Source organism: Streptomyces daliensis (assembly GCF_054782395.1).
Map to the genome: position 1 here is coordinate 42716 of NZ_BAAGSO010000098.1, position 18414 is coordinate 61129.

The window sequence follows — 18414 nt, forward strand, 5'->3', positions numbered from 1 at the left end:
CGCGCCCTCTCAGCAGTCGTCGGGCGCGGTCTTGCCCGCGAAGCGGTCGCCGAGCCAGGCGACGACGTCGTTCACGGCCTGGTTGTCGGCCAGCAGATGTTCGCCCGGGTAGAGCTTCCACGTGGTGGGGATCTTCGCCTGGCAGTACGCGGCCCGCGTCGCGTCCTCCGTCTCGGTGGGGATCACCTCGTCGGCCAGGCCCCGGTACTGGAGGACGGGGAAGCCGATCTCGTGCTTCGCGCCCGAGCCCGCAGGGCCGACGCCGACGCCGAGCTTCTGCGCGTCGACGACCTCGCCCCACGTCTTCCCGTCGGTCCCCTTGAGCGCGTAGATCTCGTCCAGGGTGTAGCCCTCGGTCGTGAAGTTCTCCAGCTTCTGGAACGGGAACCCGGTCAGCGTGCCCACAAGGCAGACCGACTTGGCCTTCTCCACCGCGTCCCTGCCCTGCTGGTTCAGCAGGCCGTCGAAGGGCATGGCCGGATACGCGGCGGCGAGCCCGATCACCGCGTCGGCCAGGAAGCCCGCGAACGCCTGGCCGTTGAGCGCCTTCGCGACCACCTTCAGATCTCCGGGCACGCCGCCGGACGCGTCGCCGACGATGTTCAGCTCGGGCGCGTACGCCTTGGCGAGCTGCGCCGCCCACAGGCTGGCCGAGCCGCCCTCCGAGTAGCCCCAGAGGCCGACCTTGGTCTTCTTGTCCAGCCCGCTCCCGGGGACGTTGGGCGCGGCCCGCGCGATGTCGAGCAGTGCGTGGCCCGCGTCGGTGCCCGCGACGTACGGGTGCGTCCTGCCCTTGAGGTACCCGGCGCCGTCGGTGGCGGCCACCGCGTAACCGGCCTTGAGGGAGGCGGCGATGTTGTCGCCCTCGTACATGTCCTGGAACTCGCCCGCGAGCTGCTTGGAGAACGCGCACTGCTGGCCCAGGCCCAGGGTGCCGGGGTTGAAGGCCACGACGGGACGGGTGCCGGGCCCCTTCCAGGCCGCCTTGGGCACGGCGACGGTGCCGGAGACGGCGACCGGCCTGCCCGCGTTGTCCTTCGAGGCGTACTGGACCTTCCAGGCCGTCATGTCGATGTTGCCGGGCACGTGGGGCAGCGTGACCTGGCGGCAGGAGATGACCTCACCGGGCGTGCCGGGGACGTTCTGGGGCGGCGTGTAGATCTGGTCGTCGCTCGCCTCGCAGCTCTGCGCCGCGGTCGCCGCGCCCGTCGCATCCGCCGCGCCCGTCGCGTCCGAGGCCTTCGCCCGCGGGGCCTCCTGGGCGTTCGCGGTCACTCCCGTCGCGCTCAGCCCGCCGCCCAGCACGGCTGCCGCGCCGAGCGCCGCCAGCCATTTCCCTCTTCTGCTCCTCGCCCTCACCAATGCTCATCCCTTCGCGATCGGTGCGCTTACGCCGGCCAATGACGGCGGTGACGCTACGGACGGGGCGAGGGAGCCGATAGTTATTCAACTGAGTGTCAACAAGGCGGGAGTTGTGGCGGGTGAGCAGGCCACGGGGCCGGACCTCGTCGGCGTCCCGCGCGTTCCACGCACAGAGGACAGGGTGAGGTGCGCTCATCACCTCGGTCTTCACCCATACGGAGGAAATGACATGCGGTGTTATGTGCTGAATCGTCTCTGCGCTGGGGTCGTCAGCGCAGGTCCCGTAGCCTGCCAAACCTCAGGCCCCAGCCCCCGGCCGTCTGCGCGCCGCACCGTGACCACGTTCGGCATTCAGGCCAGGAGCCTCGCCATGACCGCCATCCTCCATCACGCCGGTCCCCACCACGATGCGTACTGGCTGGTGAAAGCCGCCGGTGAACTCGACATCGCCACTCTCCCCCTGCTGGAGCACGATCTCCACGCGGCCCTGGTGCGTCCCGCCGTGCCGCGACTGATCATCGATCTGCGCCCCGTCACCTTCCTGGACTGCGCGGGCCTCGGCCTGTTGTGCCGCGTCAGGGGCCGGGTGCGGCGGCGCGAGGGCTGGCTGCGGCTGGTCTACGCGGCACCGGTGACCGTCCGGCTCTTCGGCTACGCCGGTCTCACGGACGCCTTCCCCGCCCACGCCTCGGTCGACGACGCGCTCCAGGGCATCCCCTCGGCGGCCCGCGACGCGGATCAGGCGGGCGGAACGGGCGGACGGGGCGGGCGCGGCGGCCCGGGAGGCATGGGCGGCGCGTGGGGCGGCTGGAGCGGGGCGGGCGGCGAGGGCCGCTGAGCCGGAGCGGCGGGGCGCGGCGGTTACGGGCGCGGGCCCGCGAAGCGGATCACGTCGCGCACATCGCGTACGCGGATCGCGTCGCGCACGCGAGCCGCGCCGGTCACACGACCCGCGCCGGTCACACGGCTCACGGCCACACCAGGCAGTACGGCTGGTGGCCCGCCTGGTGGAGGCGGTCGGAGAAGTCCTGCCACTCGTGCAGCAGTTGGTAGACGTTGAACGCGTCCTGCGGCCCCGCACGGTCCGGGACCGTGGACCATATGAACGCCGCCGCGCCCACCGTCTCGTCGCCGACGCCGCGCAGCGGATCGACGACCGTCATGGGGAGCTTCACCACGGCGTAGTCCGGGTGCAGCACGACGAGTTCGAGCGGCGGGACGCGGTACAGGGGTATGCCCTCGATCCCCGTGAGGACCATCGCCGCCATCGTCTCGGGCTTGATCTTGGTGAACATGCCCTGCCCCAGCTCGTCACCGCCGAGCTCCTCGGGGCGCATCGAAATCGGGACCCGAGCGGCTGTCGCGCCGTCCGGCGCGCCGAAGTACTTGTAGGTCACCCCCACTCGGCCGCCACCCTTGCTGCTCCCGCTCTCCGCCGCGTTCCTTCGGTGACGCCCGCGCGCGTGCTCCGGTCCGAGGTCCCCGGTACCCTCGCCGACTCCGCCACCGCGATGCATGTCACCACCCGACCACTCGCGGCTCGCGCCGCGCAACCCGATCATCGTGTCAGAGACCTCCCCGCCACACGGCCCGTGAAACGCCGGGCCGTACAAGCGCACGAGGCTCTGACACCATGGCTTACGTGACTTACTCGTACGACGCCCCAGTATCGCAGTCGCTCTTCGACCGTGCCGCCGCCGTGACCCCCGGAGGCGTGAACTCTCCGGTCCGCGCCTTCCGTGCCGTGGGCGGTACGCCCCGGTTCATGGTCTCAGGTGAGGGTCCGTACCTCACGGACGCGGACGGCCGCGACTACGTCGACCTCGTCTGCTCGTGGGGGCCGATGATCCTCGGCCATTCCCACCCCGCCGTCATCGCCGCCGTCCAGGAGGCCGTGGGCCGCGGCACCTCCTTCGGTACGCCCGGCGCCGGCGAGGTGGAGCTGGCCGAGGAGATCGTCGCCCGTATCGCCCCCGTCGAGCAGGTCAGGCTGGTCTCCTCGGGGACCGAGGCCACCATGTCGGCGATCCGGCTGGCGCGCGGGTTCACGGGCCGGGGCAAGGTCATCAAGTTCGCGGGCTGCTACCACGGGCACGTGGACGCGCTGCTCGCAGCGGCCGGGTCCGGTGTGGCCACGTTCGGGCTGCCGGACACCCCCGGCGTCACGGGCGCGCAGGCGGGCGAGACGATCGTGCTGCCGTACAACGATCTGGACGCGGTCCGCGCCGCCTTCGCCGCGAACCCCGGTGAGATCGCCTGCGTGATCACCGAGGCGTCCCCCGGCAACATGGGCGCCGTCCCGCCGCTGCCCGGCTTCAACCAAGGGCTGCGCGAGCTGTGCACCGAGAACGGCGCGCTGTACGTGTCCGACGAGGTGATGACGGGCTTCCGCGTGAGCCGCACCGGCTGGTACGGCATCGACGGCGTCACGCCTGACCTGATGACCTTCGGCAAGGTGATGGGCGGCGGCTTCCCCGCCGCCGCCTTCGGCGGTCGCCGGGACGTGATGGAGCACCTCGCGCCCGTCGGTCCCGTCTACCAGGCGGGCACCCTCTCCGGTAACCCCGTCGCCACCGCCGCCGGTGTCGCCCAGTTGCGGCTGCTGGACGAGGGCGCGTACGCGAAGCTGGACGCCACCTCGCTGGAGCTGCGCACGATGGTCACCGAGGCGCTGGCCAAGGCGGGCGTGGCACACCAGGTGCAGGTCGCGGGCAACATGTTCTCCGTCTTCTTCAGCGAGGCGCCCGTCACCGACTACGAGGGGGCCAGGGCGCAGGAGTCCTTCCGCTTCACGCCCTTCTTCCACGCCATGCTGGAGGCGGGCGTGTATCTGCCGCCCTCCGCCTTCGAGTGCTGGTTCGTCTCCACGGCGCTCGACGGGCGCGCGCTGGAACGCGTCGCGGCGGCGCTGCCCGGCGCTGCCCGCGCGGCGGCGGAGGCCACGGCATGAGCGAGGCGAAGCGGCGGGAGGGCGCGGACGAGTCCGAGTCCGAGTCGGCAGCCGGAACGGCCGGCGGGACGGTGAGCGGAACGGCCGGCGGGACGGTGAGCGGAACGGCCGGCGGGACGGTGAGCGGAACGGCCGGCGGGACGGTGAACGGGGCGGTGGACGACAAGACCGTTACCGTCGTGCACGTGATGCGGCACGGCGAGGTCGAGAACCCCGAGGGCATCCTCTACGGGCGGCTGCCCGGCTACCACCTCTCCGAGCTGGGCCGTCAGATGGCGGACCGGGTCGCCGAGCACCTGGCCGAGCGTGACATCACCCACGTCGCGGCCTCGCCGCTGGAGCGGGCCCAGGAGACGGCGGCGCCCATCGCGAAGACGCACGGGCTGGACATCGCGTCCGACGAGCGGCTCATCGAGGCGGGCAACATCTTCCAGGGCAAGACCTTCGGGGTGGGCGACGGCGCCCTGCGCAAGCCGGGGAACTGGCGGCACCTGACCAACCCGTTCCGGCCCTCCTGGGGCGAGCCGTACGTGCACCAGGTCGTCCGGATGATGGGCGCGCTCGAAGCGGCCAGGGACGCGGCGCGCGGGCACGAGGCCGTCGTCGTCAGCCATCAGCTCCCCATCTGGACCCTGCGCAGCTTCGTCGAGCGCCGCAGGCTCTGGCACGACCCGCGCAGACGGCAGTGCACGCTCGCCTCGCTGACGCGGTTCACCTTCCTAGGGAACCGGATCGTGGCCGTCGGCTATACGGAACCCGCGCGCGATCTGGTGCCCCCGCATCTGCTCGCGGGTGCGAAGCAGGTCAAGGGCGCCAAGGGGTTCGGCGCCTGAGCACGCGTCTCCCGGCGGGCGACCAGGGCTGAGCAGCCTTTACGGGCCTTTACGGAAGGGACGAGGGGGGCGCGGAAGATCCCTCGGACGCCCATGCGAAACTTTTCACATGAGCCAGACCCGCGCCTCCCGACGCCGCGCGACCCTGCTGACCGCGGGGGCGGTGGCCAGCGCTCTCGTCCTGGCCGGATGCGGCAAGGGGGAGACCGGCACGTCCTCGGGCGACACCAAGTTCGTCCAGGGCACCGGCCAGATCACCAAGGTCGCCCAGGGCAAGCGGCAGACCGCACCGGACATTTCAGGCAAGGGCGTCGACGGCGGTGACCTGAAGCTCTCCGACTACAAGGGCAAGGTCGTCGTCCTCAACGTCTGGGGCTCCTGGTGCGCGCCGTGCCGTGCCGAGGCACCCAACCTCGCCGCGGTCGCCAAGGACACCGAGGGCAAGGACGTCCAGTTCCTCGGGATCAACACCCGCGACCTGGACAAGGCCAACGCCAAGGCGTTCGAGCGCAACTACGGGGTGGAATACCCCAGCTTCTACGATCCCAGCGGCAAGCTGATCCTGAAGTTCCCGCGCGACAGCCTCTCCCCCCAGGCCATCCCGTCCACGCTCATCCTGGACGGGAACGGGAAGATCGCCGTACGTGCGCTCAAGGAACTCAGCGAGAAGGAACTGCGCTCCGCGCTGGACCCGCTCATCGCCGAGAACGCGAAGAAGTGACCGAAGAAGTGACCTCCGCATGAGCGCCTTCGCCGTCGAACTCGCCTCGGCCCCGGTCTCGGTCGCGGCCGGCACAGGGATGAACCAGACCGTCCTCTCCGGGGCGCTGCTGCTGGCGCTGCCCGTGGCGCTCCTCGGCGGGCTCGTCTCGTTCTTCTCACCGTGCGTGCTGCCGCTGGTACCCGGCTACCTCTCGTACGTGACGGGCGTCAGCGGCACCGACCTGGCCGAGGCCAGACGCGGGCGGATGTTCGCGGGCGCCGGGCTGTTCGTGCTCGGCTTCACCGCGGTCTTCGTCTCCGGCGGCGCGCTCTTCGGCGGTTTCGGCGCCCAGCTCCAGGAGCACAAGGAGATCATCTCCCGGGTGCTGGGCGTCCTCACGATCCTGCTGGGGCTCGCCTTCATGGGGGCGATGGGGCCGCTGTCCCGCTTCACGTCCCGCGAATTCCGCATCCACCGCAGGCCCGCCATCGGGCTCGCGGGCGCGCCCATGCTCGGGGTGCTGTTCGGCATCGGCTGGACCCCCTGCATCGGGCCCACACTGGCCGCCGTGCAGACCCTCGCCATCAGCGAGGGGAGCGCCGGACGGGGCGCGCTGCTGACGACGGCGTACTGCCTCGGTCTTGGCGTCCCCTTCATCGTCGCAGCCCTCGCCTTCCGCCGCGCGCTCGGCGCCTTCGGCTGGGTGAAGCGGCACTACGCGTGGGTGATGCGGATCGGCGGCGGCATGCTGGTCGCCGTGGGCGTCCTGCTCGTCACCGGGATCTGGGACCTGATCGTGTACGACCTTCAGGTCTGGTCGTCCGACTTCACCGTGGGGATCTGATCAATGAGTAACACCGGCGCGGGTCCTCCTCAGGAGACTCAGGAGACCCGGGAACGCCCCGCCGAGGAGGCCGCCGACCTCGGCGAAGCCGGGTCGCAGTTGTCCACGGCGCCCCAGGAGGACCAGGGCACCGCACGCCCCGGCTCCTTCGGCGGCGTCCGCGCGCCGGGCGCGAGAGGCGGCGCTGTCTGGTGGGGTCGCGAGGCGCTCGGCTGGTTCCGCTGGTTCTGGCGGCAGCTCACCTCGATGCGTGTCGCGCTGCTCCTGCTGTTCCTGCTCTCCCTCGCGGCGATCCCCGGCTCGATCATTCCGCAGACGTCCGTGGACAGCGTCAAGGTCGAGAACTTCCACGAGAAGCACGACGTCCTGGCGCCCGTCTACGACAAGCTCCAGCTCTTCGACGTCTACACCTCGGTGTGGTTCTCCGCGATCTACATCCTGCTGTTCGTCTCGCTGGTCGGCTGCATCGTGCCGCGCACCTGGCAGTTCGTCGGCCAACTGCGCAGCCGCCCCCCGCGCGCCCCGAGCCGCCTGGACCGGATGCCCGCGTACACCACGTGGCGCACCGAGGCGTCCCCCGAGGACGTGCTCGGCGCGGCCCGCACACTGCTGCGCCGCAAACGGTTCCGGGTGCACGCCGACGGTGACGCCGTCGCCTCCGAGAAGGGCTATCTGCGCGAGACGGGCAACCTGCTCTTCCACATCGCGCTGATCGTGCTGCTCCTGGCGTTCGCGGCCGGGCAGTTGTGGAAGTCCGAGGGCAACAAGCTGATCATCCAGGGCGACGGCTTCGCGAACACGCTCACGCAGTACGACGACTTCAAGTCCGGGTCCCTGTTCACCGCCGACGACCTCGACTCCTTCGGTTTCACGCTCAAGGACTTCCACGCCACCTACGAGAAGAGCGGCCCCAACAAGGGCACAGCGCGCTCGTACCGCGCCGACATCTCCTACTGGGAGGGCGCGGACGGCAAGGAGAAGAAGACCTCGATCGAGGTGAACCACCCGCTCAACGTGGGCGAGTCCAAGGTCTATCTCATGGCCAACGGCTTCGCGCCCGTCGTCTCCGTCAAGGACGGGCAGGGCAAGACGGCCTACCGGGGCCCGGTCGCCTTCCTCCAGCAGGACAACAACCTCACCTCGTCCGGCGTCGTCAAGGTCACCGACTACCGGGACGCGAAGAACCGCAAGGACCAGCTCGGCTTCCAGGGCTTCTTCGTGCCGACGTTCGCGCCCGACTCGGGCACGATGTTCTCCCAGTCCCCGACCCTGTCCAACCCGGTGCTCTTCCTCACCGCCTACCACGGTGACCTGGGGCTCGACTACGGCGCGGCGCAGAACGTCTACCAGCTCGACACCAAGAACCTGAAGCAGTTCAAGAACAAGGACGGGTCGCCGCTCGCCAAGAAGATGCAGCCCGGCGACTCGATGAAGCTGCCGGACGGCGCGGGCACCCTCAAGTTCGAGGGCGTCAAGAAGTGGGCCAACTTCCAGGTCTCCCACCAGGTCGGCAACGGCTGGGCACTGGGCGGCGCGCTCGCCGCCATCGGCGGCCTCGCCGGGTCGCTCTTCATCCAGCGCCGCCGGGTGTGGGTGCGCGCCGTGGCCGGTGCTGACGGGCGTACGGTCGTGGAGATGGCGGGGCTCGGCCGGAGCGAGTCCGCCGCGCTGCCCGAGGAACTCGGCGATCTCGCCGTCGACATGCAGGCCGAGGCGCCTGCGGTAGCAGAAGCAGAAGCCGAAGCGGAAGCTGCTGGATCTGCCGGAACCGCCGGGTCCGGCGGGTCTGCCGGATCTGCTGACGAAGGAGCAGGCAAGTGACAATCCTCGCCGCTGAAACGAACGAGAGTCTCGCTCAGATCAGCAACTATCTGATCTATTCGGCGATGGCCGTCTACGTCCTCGCCTTCTTCGCCTACATCGCGGAGTGGGTGTTCGGCAGCCGCAGCAAGGTGGCCCGCACGGCCGCCGCGCTGAAGCCGAGGTCCGCCCCGGCGGAAGGCGCCGAGGGAGCGGCCGTGCCCGGCCAGGGCGCCAAGGCCGGGGAGGGCGGCGGCACGGCCGTCCTGGAGCGGCCCAAGGTCGTCACCCGGTCCGCTGCGGGCCGCCGCGGCGACCTGCCCGACGGTCCCGGCGCCGCCGCCGGAGACGAGCAGGGCGACCTCTACGGGCGCGTCGCGGTCTCCCTGACCGTGCTCGCGTTCCTGTTCCACGCGGCCGGTGTGCTCACCCGCTCGCTGTCGGTGCAGCGCGCCCCGTGGGGCAACATGTACGAGTTCTCGACGGCCTTCTCCATGGTCGCCGTCGCCGGATACCTCGGCTTCCTCCTCGCGAAGAAGAAGGTCCGCTGGATCGGGCTGCCGCTGGTCACCACCGTCCTGCTCGACCTCGGGCTCGCCGTGACGGTCCTCTACACCGAGAGCGACCAGCTCGTGCCCGCGCTCCACTCGTACTGGCTGTGGATCCACGTCTCGCTGGCCATCATCTGCGGCGCGCTCTTCTACCTCGGCTTCGTCTCGACGATCCTCTACCTCTTCCGCGACGCCTACGAGGTCAAGCTGATGCGCGGCGGCTCGCCCGGCAGCTTCGCCGTCTCGGTCATGGAGCGGCTGCCCTCGGCGAACTCGCTGGACAAGTTCGCCTACCGGATCAACGCGGCCGTCTTCCCCTTCTGGACCTTCACCATCGTCGCGGGCGCGATCTGGGCGGGCGACGCGTGGGGCCGCTACTGGGGCTGGGACCCCAAGGAGGTCTGGTCCTTCATCACCTGGGTCGCCTACGCCTGCTACCTCCACGCGCGCGCCACGGCGGGCTGGAAGGGCCGCAAGGCGGCGACCCTGGCGCTGCTCGCGTTCGCCTGCTTCCTGTTCAACTACTACGGCGTCAACTTCATGTTCGGCGGCAAGCACTCGTACGCGGGCGTGTGACGGCGACGACCTGAGCGGTTCGGAGGGTTCGGAGGGGGAGGGCACGCGCCCTCCCCCTCCGGCGTGTCCGGGTCCGCTCCGGGGCCGGGGTGACCCCCGGCGCGCGGGGTGGGGGCGGGCGCGCGAAGGTGGAGGGCATGGACGCACAGAGCTTCATCCCGTACGGCACCTCCGCCAGCCGCGGAGAGGCCCACACGCTCCATTACGAGCTGCGCTATCCCCACCCTGTGGACGCCGTGTGGCGCGCGGTCGCCACGCCCGGCGGGCTGCGGTCGTGGCTGGCGGCGACGGGGCAGTTCGAGCCCGGGCCCGGCGGCGCGGTGGCGCTGCGCTGGCTGGGGGACGACGACGGGGGCGCCGTGCTCGCGCCCGGGAGGATCACCGCCTGGAAGAAGGGGCGGCTCGTGGAGTACACCGTGGACGTGTACGGGACGGTCCGCTTCGCGCTTCGCGCCTCTGGCGGGGAGGCCGACACGCTGGTGCGGTTCAGCAACGACTTCACCGGGTCGGGGGAGAGGCGGCTCGACGCGCTGGTGGGCTGGCACCGCCGCTTCGAGACCCTGGCCCACACCCTCGCGGGCACCCCGGCCCACCCGGCGGACCCCGCCCACGCGACGGCGCTGCGTGCTGCGTACGCGGAGAGAACGTGACGGCCCCTTCGCGGGGTGCGGAAGGAAACACAGGGTTGTCCCTTCACCGGGCTGTGCTCCTTCACGGGGTGCGGGGTGAAGGTCACACGGGGTGCCCCGCCTCATCAGGGGTGCGCCCTGCCGGTGCCCCTTGGGGGTTCGTCGGCGATGCTCGGGCCGGTGGCACGGGTTGTGCCCACCCGTCCCGCCAGCGGGACGATTGCCCACAACATTTTTGGCGCCGTCGCCCGGCGGGGGCGTCGCTGGGTGCGGCTTCTTCGCCGGGTGCGGGCCGGTGGCTACGGCGCGGCGTGTGGTGCGGGTGCGATGCGGCTGGCGCCGCGTGATTCCGGGTTTCCACCGTGGATATGGGGCCCGTGTGTGGTGGGGGTCGGCGCCGCGCCGGGGTGTCTCCTCGGGCGAAACCCTTTCGTTTACGGCTCTCCGCCCGGTGACTCGCTGCCCTGCGGGGACACCCCGCCACACCACCTCCCACCCGGTGGCCATCCTCCGGCCCGCTCCAACTGTTGTGGGCAAGCGTCCCGCTCGGCGAGCGGGGCACCTCCCAGCGGTAGCTGGGGGAGGGTGGGCACAACCCGTGTCACCGGGCCGCAGTCGCGCAACGAAACCTCAAGGGGCACCGGGCTGGGCCCGGTGAGAGATGGCCGTCAGGGGAGGGTGATGGAGGTGAGCTTGGTGCGGAGGTAGGTGTGGGAGTCGACCGGAGCGTAGCGCGTGTGGCCCACGGGCGCGGGGAGTGGCTCCACACACGTACCCGGGTCGCACTCGTAGAAGTAGACGAGTGACATCAGCTCCTCCTCGGGCGCGTCCCCGGGCGGCGGAAGGACCCGGTGCCGCCCGGACCGCCACCGGTCCCCCGTCCAGCGGGCCATGAGGTCGCCGATGTTGACCGTGAACGCGTCGGGATCGTAGGGCGCGTCCTCCCAGCCGTCCTCGTCCGTGAAGATCTGGAGGCCGCCCTTGCCGTGCTGCCGGTCCAGCACGGTGACCGTGCCGAAGTCCGTGTGCGGCCCGATGCGGAACTGCCCCGGCGCGGGCGCGCCGACCCGCTCCGTGCCCGGATACCAGTTGATGTTGAAGCCCCACGTGGGATGCCCGGTGTGCCGGGTGAAGAAGTCCCGTTCCTGGCCGAGTGCGACCCCGAGCAGTTCCAGCAGCGCGTCGGACAGCGCCCGCATCCGCGCGACGTACTCCTCCACCGGCCCGCGCAGCCCGGGCACCTCGTCGGGCCAGACGTTCGGCAGGAACCACTCCGCGTCGACCTCGGGGTCGCCCGAGGCCGTGTCGGCGGCCAGCGACCAGGACTCCTTGAGGTCGGGCGGGGTCTCGGTGCCCTCCGCGTAGCCGTTGGCCTCGGCGCCGGGGCCGAGCCAGCCGCGCCCGCCGACGCGCACGGCGTACGGCCGCTTCGTCTCCTCCGGCAGCGTGAAGAACTCCCGCGCGGCGGCGCGGATGTCCGCGCGCAGCCCCGGATCCACCCCGTGCCCCGTCACCAGCAGGAACCCGGCGGTGCGCAGGGCCTCGTCCACGGTGCGGGCGGTCGTGGCGCGTGCCTCGTCGTCGCCGGAGAGCCAGGGCCGCAGGTCGATCGTCGGCACACGCGGGCTGCTCGGGCTGCTCGGGCTGCTCGGGTCGCTCATCGGCCGATGTCCTCGTTCCACAGCTCGGGCCTGTCGCGGATGAAGCCGGTCATCAGCTCCGCGCACGCGTCGTCGTCCAGCAGCATGATCTCCACGCCCAGCCCGGCCAGCCAGTCGTGCCCGCCCTGGAAGGTCCGCGCCTCCCCGATGACCACTCGTGGGATGCCGAACTGGCGCACAAGGCCGCAGCAGTACCAGCAGGGTGAGAGCGTGGTGACCATCGTCGTGTCCGCGTACGTGCGCCGGCGTCCGGCGGCGCGGAAGGCCGCCGTCTCCGCGTGCGCCGACGGGTCGCCGTCCTGGACGCGGCGGTTGTGGCCGCGGCCCAGGAGCGTGCCGTCGGCCCCGTAGAGCGCGGCGCCGATGGGGACGCCGCCCTCGGCCAGCCCGGCCCGCGCCTCCGCGACGGCCGTCTCCAGCAGTTCCCTCGCAGTGCCCCGCTCCATGTGCGCCACCACACCACTCTCCGTGCCGGGCGGCACGGTGGCAATGTGCGGGCTGTTCCGTTCGCGCGTCGGCTGACACACTCCCCGATCATGGCGAACGACGGGCTGTGGGTCGGCATCCTCACCGCTTCGACCGCGCTCGGAGCCAGCTACGTCACCGCGCGGTCGGCCCTGCGCGCGGCGCTGGCACAGGCCAGGACCACCGCACGGGCCGAGGCCCTTCGCGAGCAGCGGGACCGGCGGCGGTCCGCCTACCGGGAGATGCTGGGCTGCGCGCACGCGTTCTCGGCGGTCACGTGGCAGATCGACGACGTCGACGCGGCACCCGATCCGGGGACCAGGGACCGGCTCCTGCGGCAGATGTACGAGCGCCTCGGCCCCGCCATCGGGGACATGAACAGGGCGATGCACGAGATCCGGCTCGACGGGCCCGCCGAGGTCTCCGCCGCGGCGGACGACGCGCGGAACATGGCGCGGCGCGTGCAGCCGCTGCTCAAGGCGCTCATAGGAGACGAGAGCCCCGAGCGGCGTGAGGCGTACGACGCCGCTCACCGGGACTTCCGGGAGGCTTACGTCGCGTTCATCGGCCTGGCGCGAGCAGCGCTGGAGGTCAAGGACGACGAGGGCGGATAGTGCTCCGGACCGGGACCGGACCGGGACCGGACCGGGATCAGCGCGGGGGTTCCTCGGAGCCGCCGCCGTTCTCGCGGCGGCGCAGTTCCTCCTCGCGGCGGCGCAGGTCGTCCTCCCACTGCTTCAGGTGCGCGTCGTCGTCCTGATCCCTGGACGCGTCCGAGGGCGCCGGGTCGGGGGTGGACGCCGGGTCGTCCTGCGGGGCAGGGGAGGGGTCGCGCTTGGTCTTGTCGTCGCCGAGGGACTTGAGGAAGTCGGGGTTGTCGTCGGGCGCGACCCAGCGGCGCTCCTGCGGCTTCGTGGCGCCGTAGGGGGCGTTCTTACGGGGGCGGCCGACGGCGAACCACGCGATCGGGCCCAGCAGCACCTGGCCGAAGAGCAGGATGATGATCACCCACACGACCTTCGGGAGCTTGCGTACCTCCTTCTCCGGCGTGTTCAGGCAGTCGATGAAGGCGTAGATCCACACCGCCAGGATGAGGAGGAACGGGAGATACCTGAGCATGCGGAACGCCCCCTGGGTGCGAGCTGAAGCGGCGCGGCGGACAACGGATCGGAAGGCCGCCGTACAGGGCCCAGCCTAACGGTCGGCCGCAACCTTCCGGCCGTCGAGCCGCGGCCCGGCGCCCGGGCCGGGCCGCCGTACGGGCCCCGGGGACGACGCCCGGGGGCGAGCGGGAAATCGGGATGCCGGATACTGGGGCGTATGGCATACGACGATCTCCGCTCGCTGCTGCGGGCGCTCGAGCGTGACCGTGACCTGAAGCGGATCAAGGCCGAGGTGGACCCGTATCTCGAAGTCGGGGAGATCGTCGACCGGGTCCAGAAGGCCGGTGGGCCCGCGCTGCTCTTCGAGAACGTGAAGGGCTCGTCGATGCCGCTGGCGATGAACGTCTTCGGCACCGACAGGCGGCTGCTGAAGGCGCTCGGGCTCAGCTCGTACGGCGAGATCTCCGAGAAGATCGGCGGCCTGCTGAAGCCGGAGCTGCCCCAGGGCTTCATGGGCATGCGCGAGGCGTTCGGCAAGCTCGGCTCCGTCGCGCACGTGCCGCCGAAGAAGGTCAAGGAAGGGCCCGTCCAGGAGGTCGTGTACCAGGGCGACGAGGTGGACCTGGAGAAGCTGCCCGCGCTCTTCACCTGGCCCGAGGACGGCGGCTCGTTCTTCAACCTGGGCCTCACCCACACCAAGGACCCCGAGTCCGGCATCCGGAACCTCGGCCTCTACCGCCTCCAGCGCCACGACCGCCGCACCATCGGCATGCACTGGCAGATCCACAAGGACAGCCGCAACCACTACCAGGTCGCGGCGCGGCGCGGCGAGAAGCTGCCCGTCGCCATCGCCTTCGGCTGCCCGCCCGCCGTGACGTACTCCTCGACGGCGCCGCTGCCCGGGGACATCGACGAGTACCTGTTCGCGGGGTTCCTCCAGGGCAAGCGCGTCGAGATGGTCGACTGCAAGACCGTGCCGCTCCAGGTGCCCGCGGACGCCGAGGTGGTCCTGGAGGGCTGGCTGGAGCCCGGCAAGATGCTCCCCGAGGGCCCCTTCGGCGACCACACCGGCTTCTACACGCCGCAGGAGGACTTCCCCGCGCTGACGATCGACTGCGTCACGACGCGCCGTAGGCCGCTGCTCCAGTCGATCGTCGTAGGACGCCCTCCGACGGAGGACGGGCCGCTGGGGCGGGCCACAGAGCACTTCTTCCTGCCCCTGCTCAAGATCATCGTGCCGGACATCGTGGACTACCACCTGCCGGAGTCGGGCGGCTTCCACAACTGCGCGATCGTCTCGATCGACAAGAAGTACCCGAAGCACGCGCAGAAGGTCATGCACGCGATCTGGGGCGCGCACATGATGTCGCTGACGAAGCTCATCGTGATCGTGGACTCCGACTGCGACGTACGCGACCTCCACGACGTGTCCTGGCGCGCCCTCGGCAACGTCGACTACGCCCGCGACCTCACCGTCGTCGAGGGCCCCGTCGACCACCTCGACCACGCCTCCTACCAGCAGTTCTGGGGCGGCAAGGCGGGCATCGACGCCACGGAGAAACTGCCCGAGGAGGGCTACACACGCGACGGCGGCTGGCCGCACATGATCGTGTCCGACGCGGACACGGCGGAGAAGGTCACCCGCCGCTGGAAGGAGTACGGCCTGTGACCTCGTCAGCGGCCGAGGGCGTCCTCGGGCCCGAGCCCGTGCCCAGCAGCAAGGTCAAGGCGTTCCTGCGGCTGGTGATGATCGAGCACTCGGTCTTCGCCCTCCCCTTCGCCTACATCGCGGCGCTGACGGCGATGTTCCACCAGGACGGCACCGTCCACTGGTGGCAGCTCGTGCTCGTCACCGTCGCGATGGTGGGCCTGCGGACCTTCGCCATGGCGGCGAACCGGATCATCGACCGCGAGATCGACGCCCGCAACCCGCGCACGGCGGGCCGCGAGCTGGTCACGGGCGCCGTGTCCGTGCGCTCGGCGTGGACGGGCGCGCTGGTGGCCGTCGTCGTCTTCCTCGGCGCCGCGGCGCTGCTGAACCCGCTCTGCCTCGCCCTCGCGCCGCTGGCCGTCGTGCCGATGGTGGTCTATCCGTACGGGAAGCGCTTCACGCACTTCCCGCACGCCATCCTCGGGCTCGCACAGGCCATCGGGCCCGTGGGCGCCTGGCTCGCGGTGACCGGCTCCTGGTCGTGGGACGCGGTGGTGCTGGGCCTGGCCGTCGGCATCTGGATCGGCGGCTTCGACCTGATCTTCGGCTGCCAGGACGTCGCGGCCGACCGCGCGCACGGCGTCATGTCCGTCCCGGCCCGCTACGGGATCGCCGCCGCGCTGTACGGGGCGCGGGGCAGCCACGTGGTCACCGTGCTCCTGCTCGCCGCCTTCGGCGCGCTGACCGGGGCCGGGCTCTTCTACTGGGCGGGGCTCGTGATCGTCATCGCCGCCTTCGTCTACGAGCACTCCATCGTCAAGCCCGGCGACCTGTCCCGGCTGAACAGGGCCTTCTTCACCGTCAACGGCGTGATCGGCATAGTGCTGTTCGTCTTCGCCCTGCTGGACCTGGTGGTTCGCGGTCTGACGGTGTGACGGTCCGTGTCCGTGTGCGGGGTCAGTGCCAGCTCGGCTTGGCGGCGCCCGCCGCACGGGTGCTGGAGGTCATGAACGCCGCCAGCACGCCGCCTATCAGCCCGAAGAGGTGGCCCTGCCAGGAGACACCCTCGTTCGTGGGCAGCACGCCCCACAGGATCGAACCGTAGAAGAGCGCGACGACGCCACCGAGGGCCACATCCGTTATGCGGCGGTCCACGAAGCCGCGGACCAGCAGATAGCCGAAGAGGCCGAACACGAGCCCGGAGGCCCCGGCGGTGTTGCTCCCCGAGGGGGCTATCAGCCACACGCCCAGGCCGCTGACCACGATGATCGTGAGCGCGACGGCGAGGAAGCGGCCCGTGCCGCGCAGTGCGGCGAGGAACCCGAGCACGAGCAGCGGGACCGTGTTCGCCATCAGATGGCCGAAGCCGAAGTGCATGAAGGCGGCCGGAATCACGTCCACCAGCTCGTCCAACCGGCGCGGTTCGACGCCGAACGTGTCCAGCGCGTTGCCCGTCGCCTGGTCCACGGCCTCGAAGACCCAGAGCAGCCCGACCCAGAACAGGACCAGCTTCGCCGCCGATCTGGCATTGGACCGTGCGCCGGTGCCGCTCGCACCGGTCTTCTCGTTCCCGTAGCCCATCGCGCCTCCCCCCGGAAGAACGTCAGTGGCGGTCTCCGGAGTTCCAGGATGGACTCACGAGCCCGTTCTGCCCAGAGCGCCATACATGATCGCGGCCAGCAGGTCCTGCGGCTTCAGCTCCTTCGCGCCGCCCGGCGCGTCCACGAAGACCGCTGCGCCGCCGCCGAACTCCAGGCGCAGCGGGAGGTGGGCCGCGCCCTCGCCCTTGCCGCCGTTGCCCGTGAGCTGGCCCAGGTCCATGGTCAGGCCGGTGAGCTGGCCGCGGCGCAGCTCCAGCTCCGCGGTCACGTCGCCGTCCGGGATCGCGTCCGGGTCCACCTGGGCGCCCAGCGGCTTCAGCGCTGCGGACAGGTCGTCGGCCGCCGCGCGGCCCGGCAGCGTCATCCGTACGATCTCGGCGCCCCCGCGCTCGCCCGCCGCCTTGAAGGACGCGTGCTCGGCGAGCGTCTTCTCCATCCCGTGCAGGAACTCCCGCTGCGACTGCCCGTCCAGACCCGAGCCCACGGCCGTGGCCTCCTTGACCCCCTGACTGGTCCGCCTGCCCTCCTCGGCCACGACGCGATCCGTTCCGCGCCGTGTGTCCTCGCCCTTGCCCTTGCCCTTCTTGGCGTCCTCGCGGTTCTTGGCGCGCTCGGACAGGGTCTCGGCGGCCCGCGCGAAGTCGTCGAACGCGTCCGGATCGACCCGGACCCACTTGCCCTTCAGCGCGTCGCGCGCCGAGTGCAGCGACAGGGGCAGGTCGTCGGCCAGCGCGACGGTCTCGGCGGCGTCCGCGCGCGCCTCGGCCGAGCCTCCCGTCTGGGCGACGAGGGTCTGGAGCGCCACCCGCAGATAGAGCTTGTCGTGCACCGACTTGACGCCGAACACGTCCCGGCCCCCGAAATTGAGGGCCGCCGCCATGTCGGCGGCGTCGGACGTCTTCATCTCCTTGAGCGGGGTCTCCGTGTCGCCCGAGCCCACCGAGAGCGTCAGCTCGGCCCGCGACAGCAGCCGCGCCTCCTTGAGGGAGGGAGAGCCGCCCCGTGCCTTCTCCAGGAAGGTGTACGCGTCCTTCGTCGTGCCGTCGACGGAGGCCATGACCGTGGCCGAGGGCTGTTCGCCGAGCTTCTCGAAGGCGGACTTGACCTTGAGGCCGGTCGTCAGCTTCTCCGTCGTGGAGCAGGCGGAGAGGGTGGCGGTGGTGGCGAGGGTGACGCAAGTCGCTGCGGCGGCGAGTCGCATACGTGAGCGGATGACGGACATCCCCCGATGCAACAGCATGCCCCCTCCCCGGCGCCAGTTCCGGAAGAAACACAGGGTTGCCCCTTCACGCTGGTGTGCCCCTTCACGGGGTACGGGGTGATGGTCACACGGGGTGCCCGGTTCTGGTAGGGGTGCGCCTGCTGCGGGTGCCCCTCAGGGTCTCGTTCGCGTGCTGCGGCCCGGTGGCACGGGTTGTGCCCACCCGTCCCGCCAGCGGGACGATTGCCCACAACATTTTTGGCGCCGTCGCCTGGCGGGGGCATCGCTGGGTGCGCCTTGGGGTTTCGTTGCGCGGGTGCGGGCCGGTGGCTTCGGCGCGGCGTGTGGACCGGTAGTACGCGGCTGGCGCCGCGTGATTCTTGGCTCGGGCCGGTGGCCGTGTGGGGTTGCTGTGTGGTGGGGGTCGGCGCCGCGGTGGGGTGTCTCCTCGGCGTGAAGGTCTCGTGTTCGGCTTTCGGCCGGT

The 18414-nt window shown here is 71.1% G+C and carries 18 protein-coding genes; 11 read left to right on the plus strand and 7 right to left on the minus strand.

All coding sequences use genetic code 11. The features are described 5' to 3' along the window. Window positions 1-9: 9 nt before the first annotated feature. The gene (locus tag ACYVOO_RS26245; protein ID WP_461018194.1) at window positions 10-1275 is read right to left on the minus strand and encodes a lipase family protein; all 1266 of its coding nucleotides are present in this window, start codon (window positions 1273-1275) and stop codon (window positions 10-12) included. 457 nt (window positions 1276-1732) lie between these two features. Between ACYVOO_RS26245 and ACYVOO_RS26250 the strand changes: the two genes are divergently transcribed. Continuing rightward, window positions 1733-2200 carry an anti-sigma factor antagonist gene (locus tag ACYVOO_RS26250; protein WP_461018175.1) on the plus strand — a complete coding sequence of 156 codons (468 nt, stop codon included), beginning with the start codon at window positions 1733-1735 and terminating at the stop codon, window positions 2198-2200. A gap of 130 nt (window positions 2201-2330) precedes the next feature. Here ACYVOO_RS26250 and ACYVOO_RS26255 read toward each other — a convergent pair whose 3' ends face one another. After that, a complete protein-coding gene (locus ACYVOO_RS26255) occupies window positions 2331-2879 on the minus strand; it encodes a hypothetical protein (protein ID WP_453349985.1) in 549 nt (182 codons plus the stop codon). 116 nt (window positions 2880-2995) lie between these two features. Here ACYVOO_RS26255 and hemL point away from each other — a divergent pair, with 116 nt between their 5' ends. From hemL to ACYVOO_RS26290, 7 genes are all read left to right on the plus strand, one after another. Further along, a complete protein-coding gene (hemL, locus tag ACYVOO_RS26260) occupies window positions 2996-4312 on the plus strand; it encodes a glutamate-1-semialdehyde 2,1-aminomutase (RefSeq protein ID WP_461018176.1) in 1317 nt (438 codons plus the stop codon). A 188-nt stretch (window positions 4313-4500) separates the two neighbouring features. Further along, entirely contained in the window at window positions 4501-5145 is a 645-nt protein-coding gene (locus ACYVOO_RS26265) for a histidine phosphatase family protein (RefSeq protein ID WP_453349986.1), read from the plus strand. Window positions 5146-5254: 109 nt separating this feature from the next. Then, a complete protein-coding gene (locus ACYVOO_RS26270; protein WP_453349957.1) occupies window positions 5255-5866 on the plus strand; it encodes a TlpA family protein disulfide reductase in 612 nt (203 codons plus the stop codon). A 79-nt stretch (window positions 5867-5945) separates the two neighbouring features. Then, window positions 5946-6692, plus strand: coding sequence for a cytochrome c biogenesis CcdA family protein (locus ACYVOO_RS26275; RefSeq protein WP_461018195.1), 747 nt, complete (start codon window positions 5946-5948; stop codon window positions 6690-6692). A 3-nt stretch (window positions 6693-6695) separates the two neighbouring features. Then, entirely contained in the window at window positions 6696-8513 is a 1818-nt protein-coding gene (gene resB, locus ACYVOO_RS26280) for a cytochrome c biogenesis protein ResB (protein WP_461018177.1), read from the plus strand. A 65-nt stretch (window positions 8514-8578) separates the two neighbouring features. Beyond that, complete coding sequence (ccsB, locus tag ACYVOO_RS26285) at window positions 8579-9619, plus strand: c-type cytochrome biogenesis protein CcsB (RefSeq protein ID WP_461018196.1); 1041 nt, start codon at window positions 8579-8581, stop codon at window positions 9617-9619. 137 nt (window positions 9620-9756) lie between these two features. After that, window positions 9757-10269: an SRPBCC domain-containing protein gene (locus tag ACYVOO_RS26290; protein WP_461018178.1), complete on the plus strand. Its 513-nt coding sequence runs from the start codon at window positions 9757-9759 to the stop codon at window positions 10267-10269. A gap of 647 nt (window positions 10270-10916) precedes the next feature. Here the strand turns inward: ACYVOO_RS26290 and ACYVOO_RS26295 are convergent. Further along, window positions 10917-11909 carry an isopenicillin N synthase family dioxygenase gene (locus tag ACYVOO_RS26295; protein WP_461018179.1) on the minus strand — a complete coding sequence of 331 codons (993 nt, stop codon included), beginning with the start codon at window positions 11907-11909 and terminating at the stop codon, window positions 10917-10919. Continuing rightward, window positions 11906-12355, minus strand: a complete 450-nt coding sequence (locus tag ACYVOO_RS26300) for a nucleoside deaminase (RefSeq protein ID WP_461018180.1) — start codon at window positions 12353-12355, stop codon at window positions 11906-11908. The genes ACYVOO_RS26295 and ACYVOO_RS26300 overlap by 4 nt, the downstream gene beginning before the upstream one ends. 90 nt (window positions 12356-12445) lie before the next feature. Here ACYVOO_RS26300 and ACYVOO_RS26305 point away from each other — a divergent pair, with 90 nt between their 5' ends. Then, the gene (locus ACYVOO_RS26305; protein ID WP_461018181.1) at window positions 12446-12988 is read left to right on the plus strand and encodes a hypothetical protein; all 543 of its coding nucleotides are present in this window, start codon (window positions 12446-12448) and stop codon (window positions 12986-12988) included. Between the two features lie 37 nt (window positions 12989-13025). Here ACYVOO_RS26305 and ACYVOO_RS26310 read toward each other — a convergent pair whose 3' ends face one another. Continuing rightward, entirely contained in the window at window positions 13026-13493 is a 468-nt protein-coding gene (locus ACYVOO_RS26310; protein WP_461018182.1) for a PLD nuclease N-terminal domain-containing protein, read from the minus strand. A 201-nt stretch (window positions 13494-13694) separates the two neighbouring features. Here ACYVOO_RS26310 and ACYVOO_RS26315 point away from each other — a divergent pair, with 201 nt between their 5' ends. Both ACYVOO_RS26315 and mqnP read left to right on the plus strand, forming a co-directional pair. Further along, window positions 13695-15146 (plus strand): menaquinone biosynthesis decarboxylase, encoded by a 1452-nt coding sequence (locus tag ACYVOO_RS26315; protein WP_453349963.1) that lies wholly within the window; start codon window positions 13695-13697, stop codon window positions 15144-15146. After that, window positions 15143-16063, plus strand: coding sequence for a menaquinone biosynthesis prenyltransferase MqnP (gene mqnP / locus ACYVOO_RS26320; protein ID WP_461018183.1), 921 nt, complete (start codon window positions 15143-15145; stop codon window positions 16061-16063). Before ACYVOO_RS26315 ends, mqnP begins: the two co-directional genes overlap by 4 nt. A gap of 22 nt (window positions 16064-16085) precedes the next feature. On the opposite strand, the gene ACYVOO_RS26325 is transcribed toward mqnP, so the two are convergent. After that, window positions 16086-16709 carry a rhomboid family intramembrane serine protease gene (locus tag ACYVOO_RS26325; RefSeq protein WP_461018184.1) on the minus strand — a complete coding sequence of 208 codons (624 nt, stop codon included), beginning with the start codon at window positions 16707-16709 and terminating at the stop codon, window positions 16086-16088. Window positions 16710-16763: 54 nt separating this feature from the next. Further along, window positions 16764-17969 (minus strand): hypothetical protein, encoded by a 1206-nt coding sequence (locus ACYVOO_RS26330; protein WP_461018185.1) that lies wholly within the window; start codon window positions 17967-17969, stop codon window positions 16764-16766. Window positions 17970-18414: the final 445 nt, after the last annotated feature.

What these genes read in the sequence shown, in the direction of transcription:
- ACYVOO_RS26255 (WP_453349985.1), bottom strand. Translation starts at nt 2,879, where the DNA reads ATGCATCGCGGTGGCGGAGTCGGCGAGGGTACCGGGGACCTCGGACCG.
- ACYVOO_RS26315 (WP_453349963.1), top strand. Translation starts at nt 13,695, where the DNA reads ATGGCATACGACGATCTCCGCTCGCTGCTGCGGGCGCTCGAGCGTGAC.
- ACYVOO_RS26330 (WP_461018185.1), bottom strand. Translation starts at nt 17,969, where the DNA reads ATGCTGTTGCATCGGGGGATGTCCGTCATCCGCTCACGTATGCGACTC.
- ACYVOO_RS26275 (WP_461018195.1), top strand. Translation starts at nt 5,946, where the DNA reads ATGAACCAGACCGTCCTCTCCGGGGCGCTGCTGCTGGCGCTGCCCGTG.
- resB (WP_461018177.1), top strand. Translation starts at nt 6,696, where the DNA reads ATGAGTAACACCGGCGCGGGTCCTCCTCAGGAGACTCAGGAGACCCGG.
- ccsB (WP_461018196.1), top strand. Translation starts at nt 8,579, where the DNA reads ATGGCCGTCTACGTCCTCGCCTTCTTCGCCTACATCGCGGAGTGGGTG.
- ACYVOO_RS26300 (WP_461018180.1), bottom strand. Translation starts at nt 12,355, where the DNA reads ATGGAGCGGGGCACTGCGAGGGAACTGCTGGAGACGGCCGTCGCGGAG.
- ACYVOO_RS26325 (WP_461018184.1), bottom strand. Translation starts at nt 16,709, where the DNA reads ATGGGCTACGGGAACGAGAAGACCGGTGCGAGCGGCACCGGCGCACGG.
- ACYVOO_RS26310 (WP_461018182.1), bottom strand. Translation starts at nt 13,493, where the DNA reads ATGCTCAGGTATCTCCCGTTCCTCCTCATCCTGGCGGTGTGGATCTAC.
- ACYVOO_RS26305 (WP_461018181.1), top strand. Translation starts at nt 12,446, where the DNA reads ATGGCGAACGACGGGCTGTGGGTCGGCATCCTCACCGCTTCGACCGCG.
- ACYVOO_RS26290 (WP_461018178.1), top strand. Translation starts at nt 9,757, where the DNA reads ATGGACGCACAGAGCTTCATCCCGTACGGCACCTCCGCCAGCCGCGGA.
- ACYVOO_RS26250 (WP_461018175.1), top strand. Translation starts at nt 1,733, where the DNA reads ATGACCGCCATCCTCCATCACGCCGGTCCCCACCACGATGCGTACTGG.
- hemL (WP_461018176.1), top strand. Translation starts at nt 2,996, where the DNA reads ATGGCTTACGTGACTTACTCGTACGACGCCCCAGTATCGCAGTCGCTC.
- ACYVOO_RS26295 (WP_461018179.1), bottom strand. Translation starts at nt 11,909, where the DNA reads ATGAGCGACCCGAGCAGCCCGAGCAGCCCGAGCAGCCCGCGTGTGCCG.
- ACYVOO_RS26270 (WP_453349957.1), top strand. Translation starts at nt 5,255, where the DNA reads ATGAGCCAGACCCGCGCCTCCCGACGCCGCGCGACCCTGCTGACCGCG.
- ACYVOO_RS26265 (WP_453349986.1), top strand. Translation starts at nt 4,501, where the DNA reads ATGCGGCACGGCGAGGTCGAGAACCCCGAGGGCATCCTCTACGGGCGG.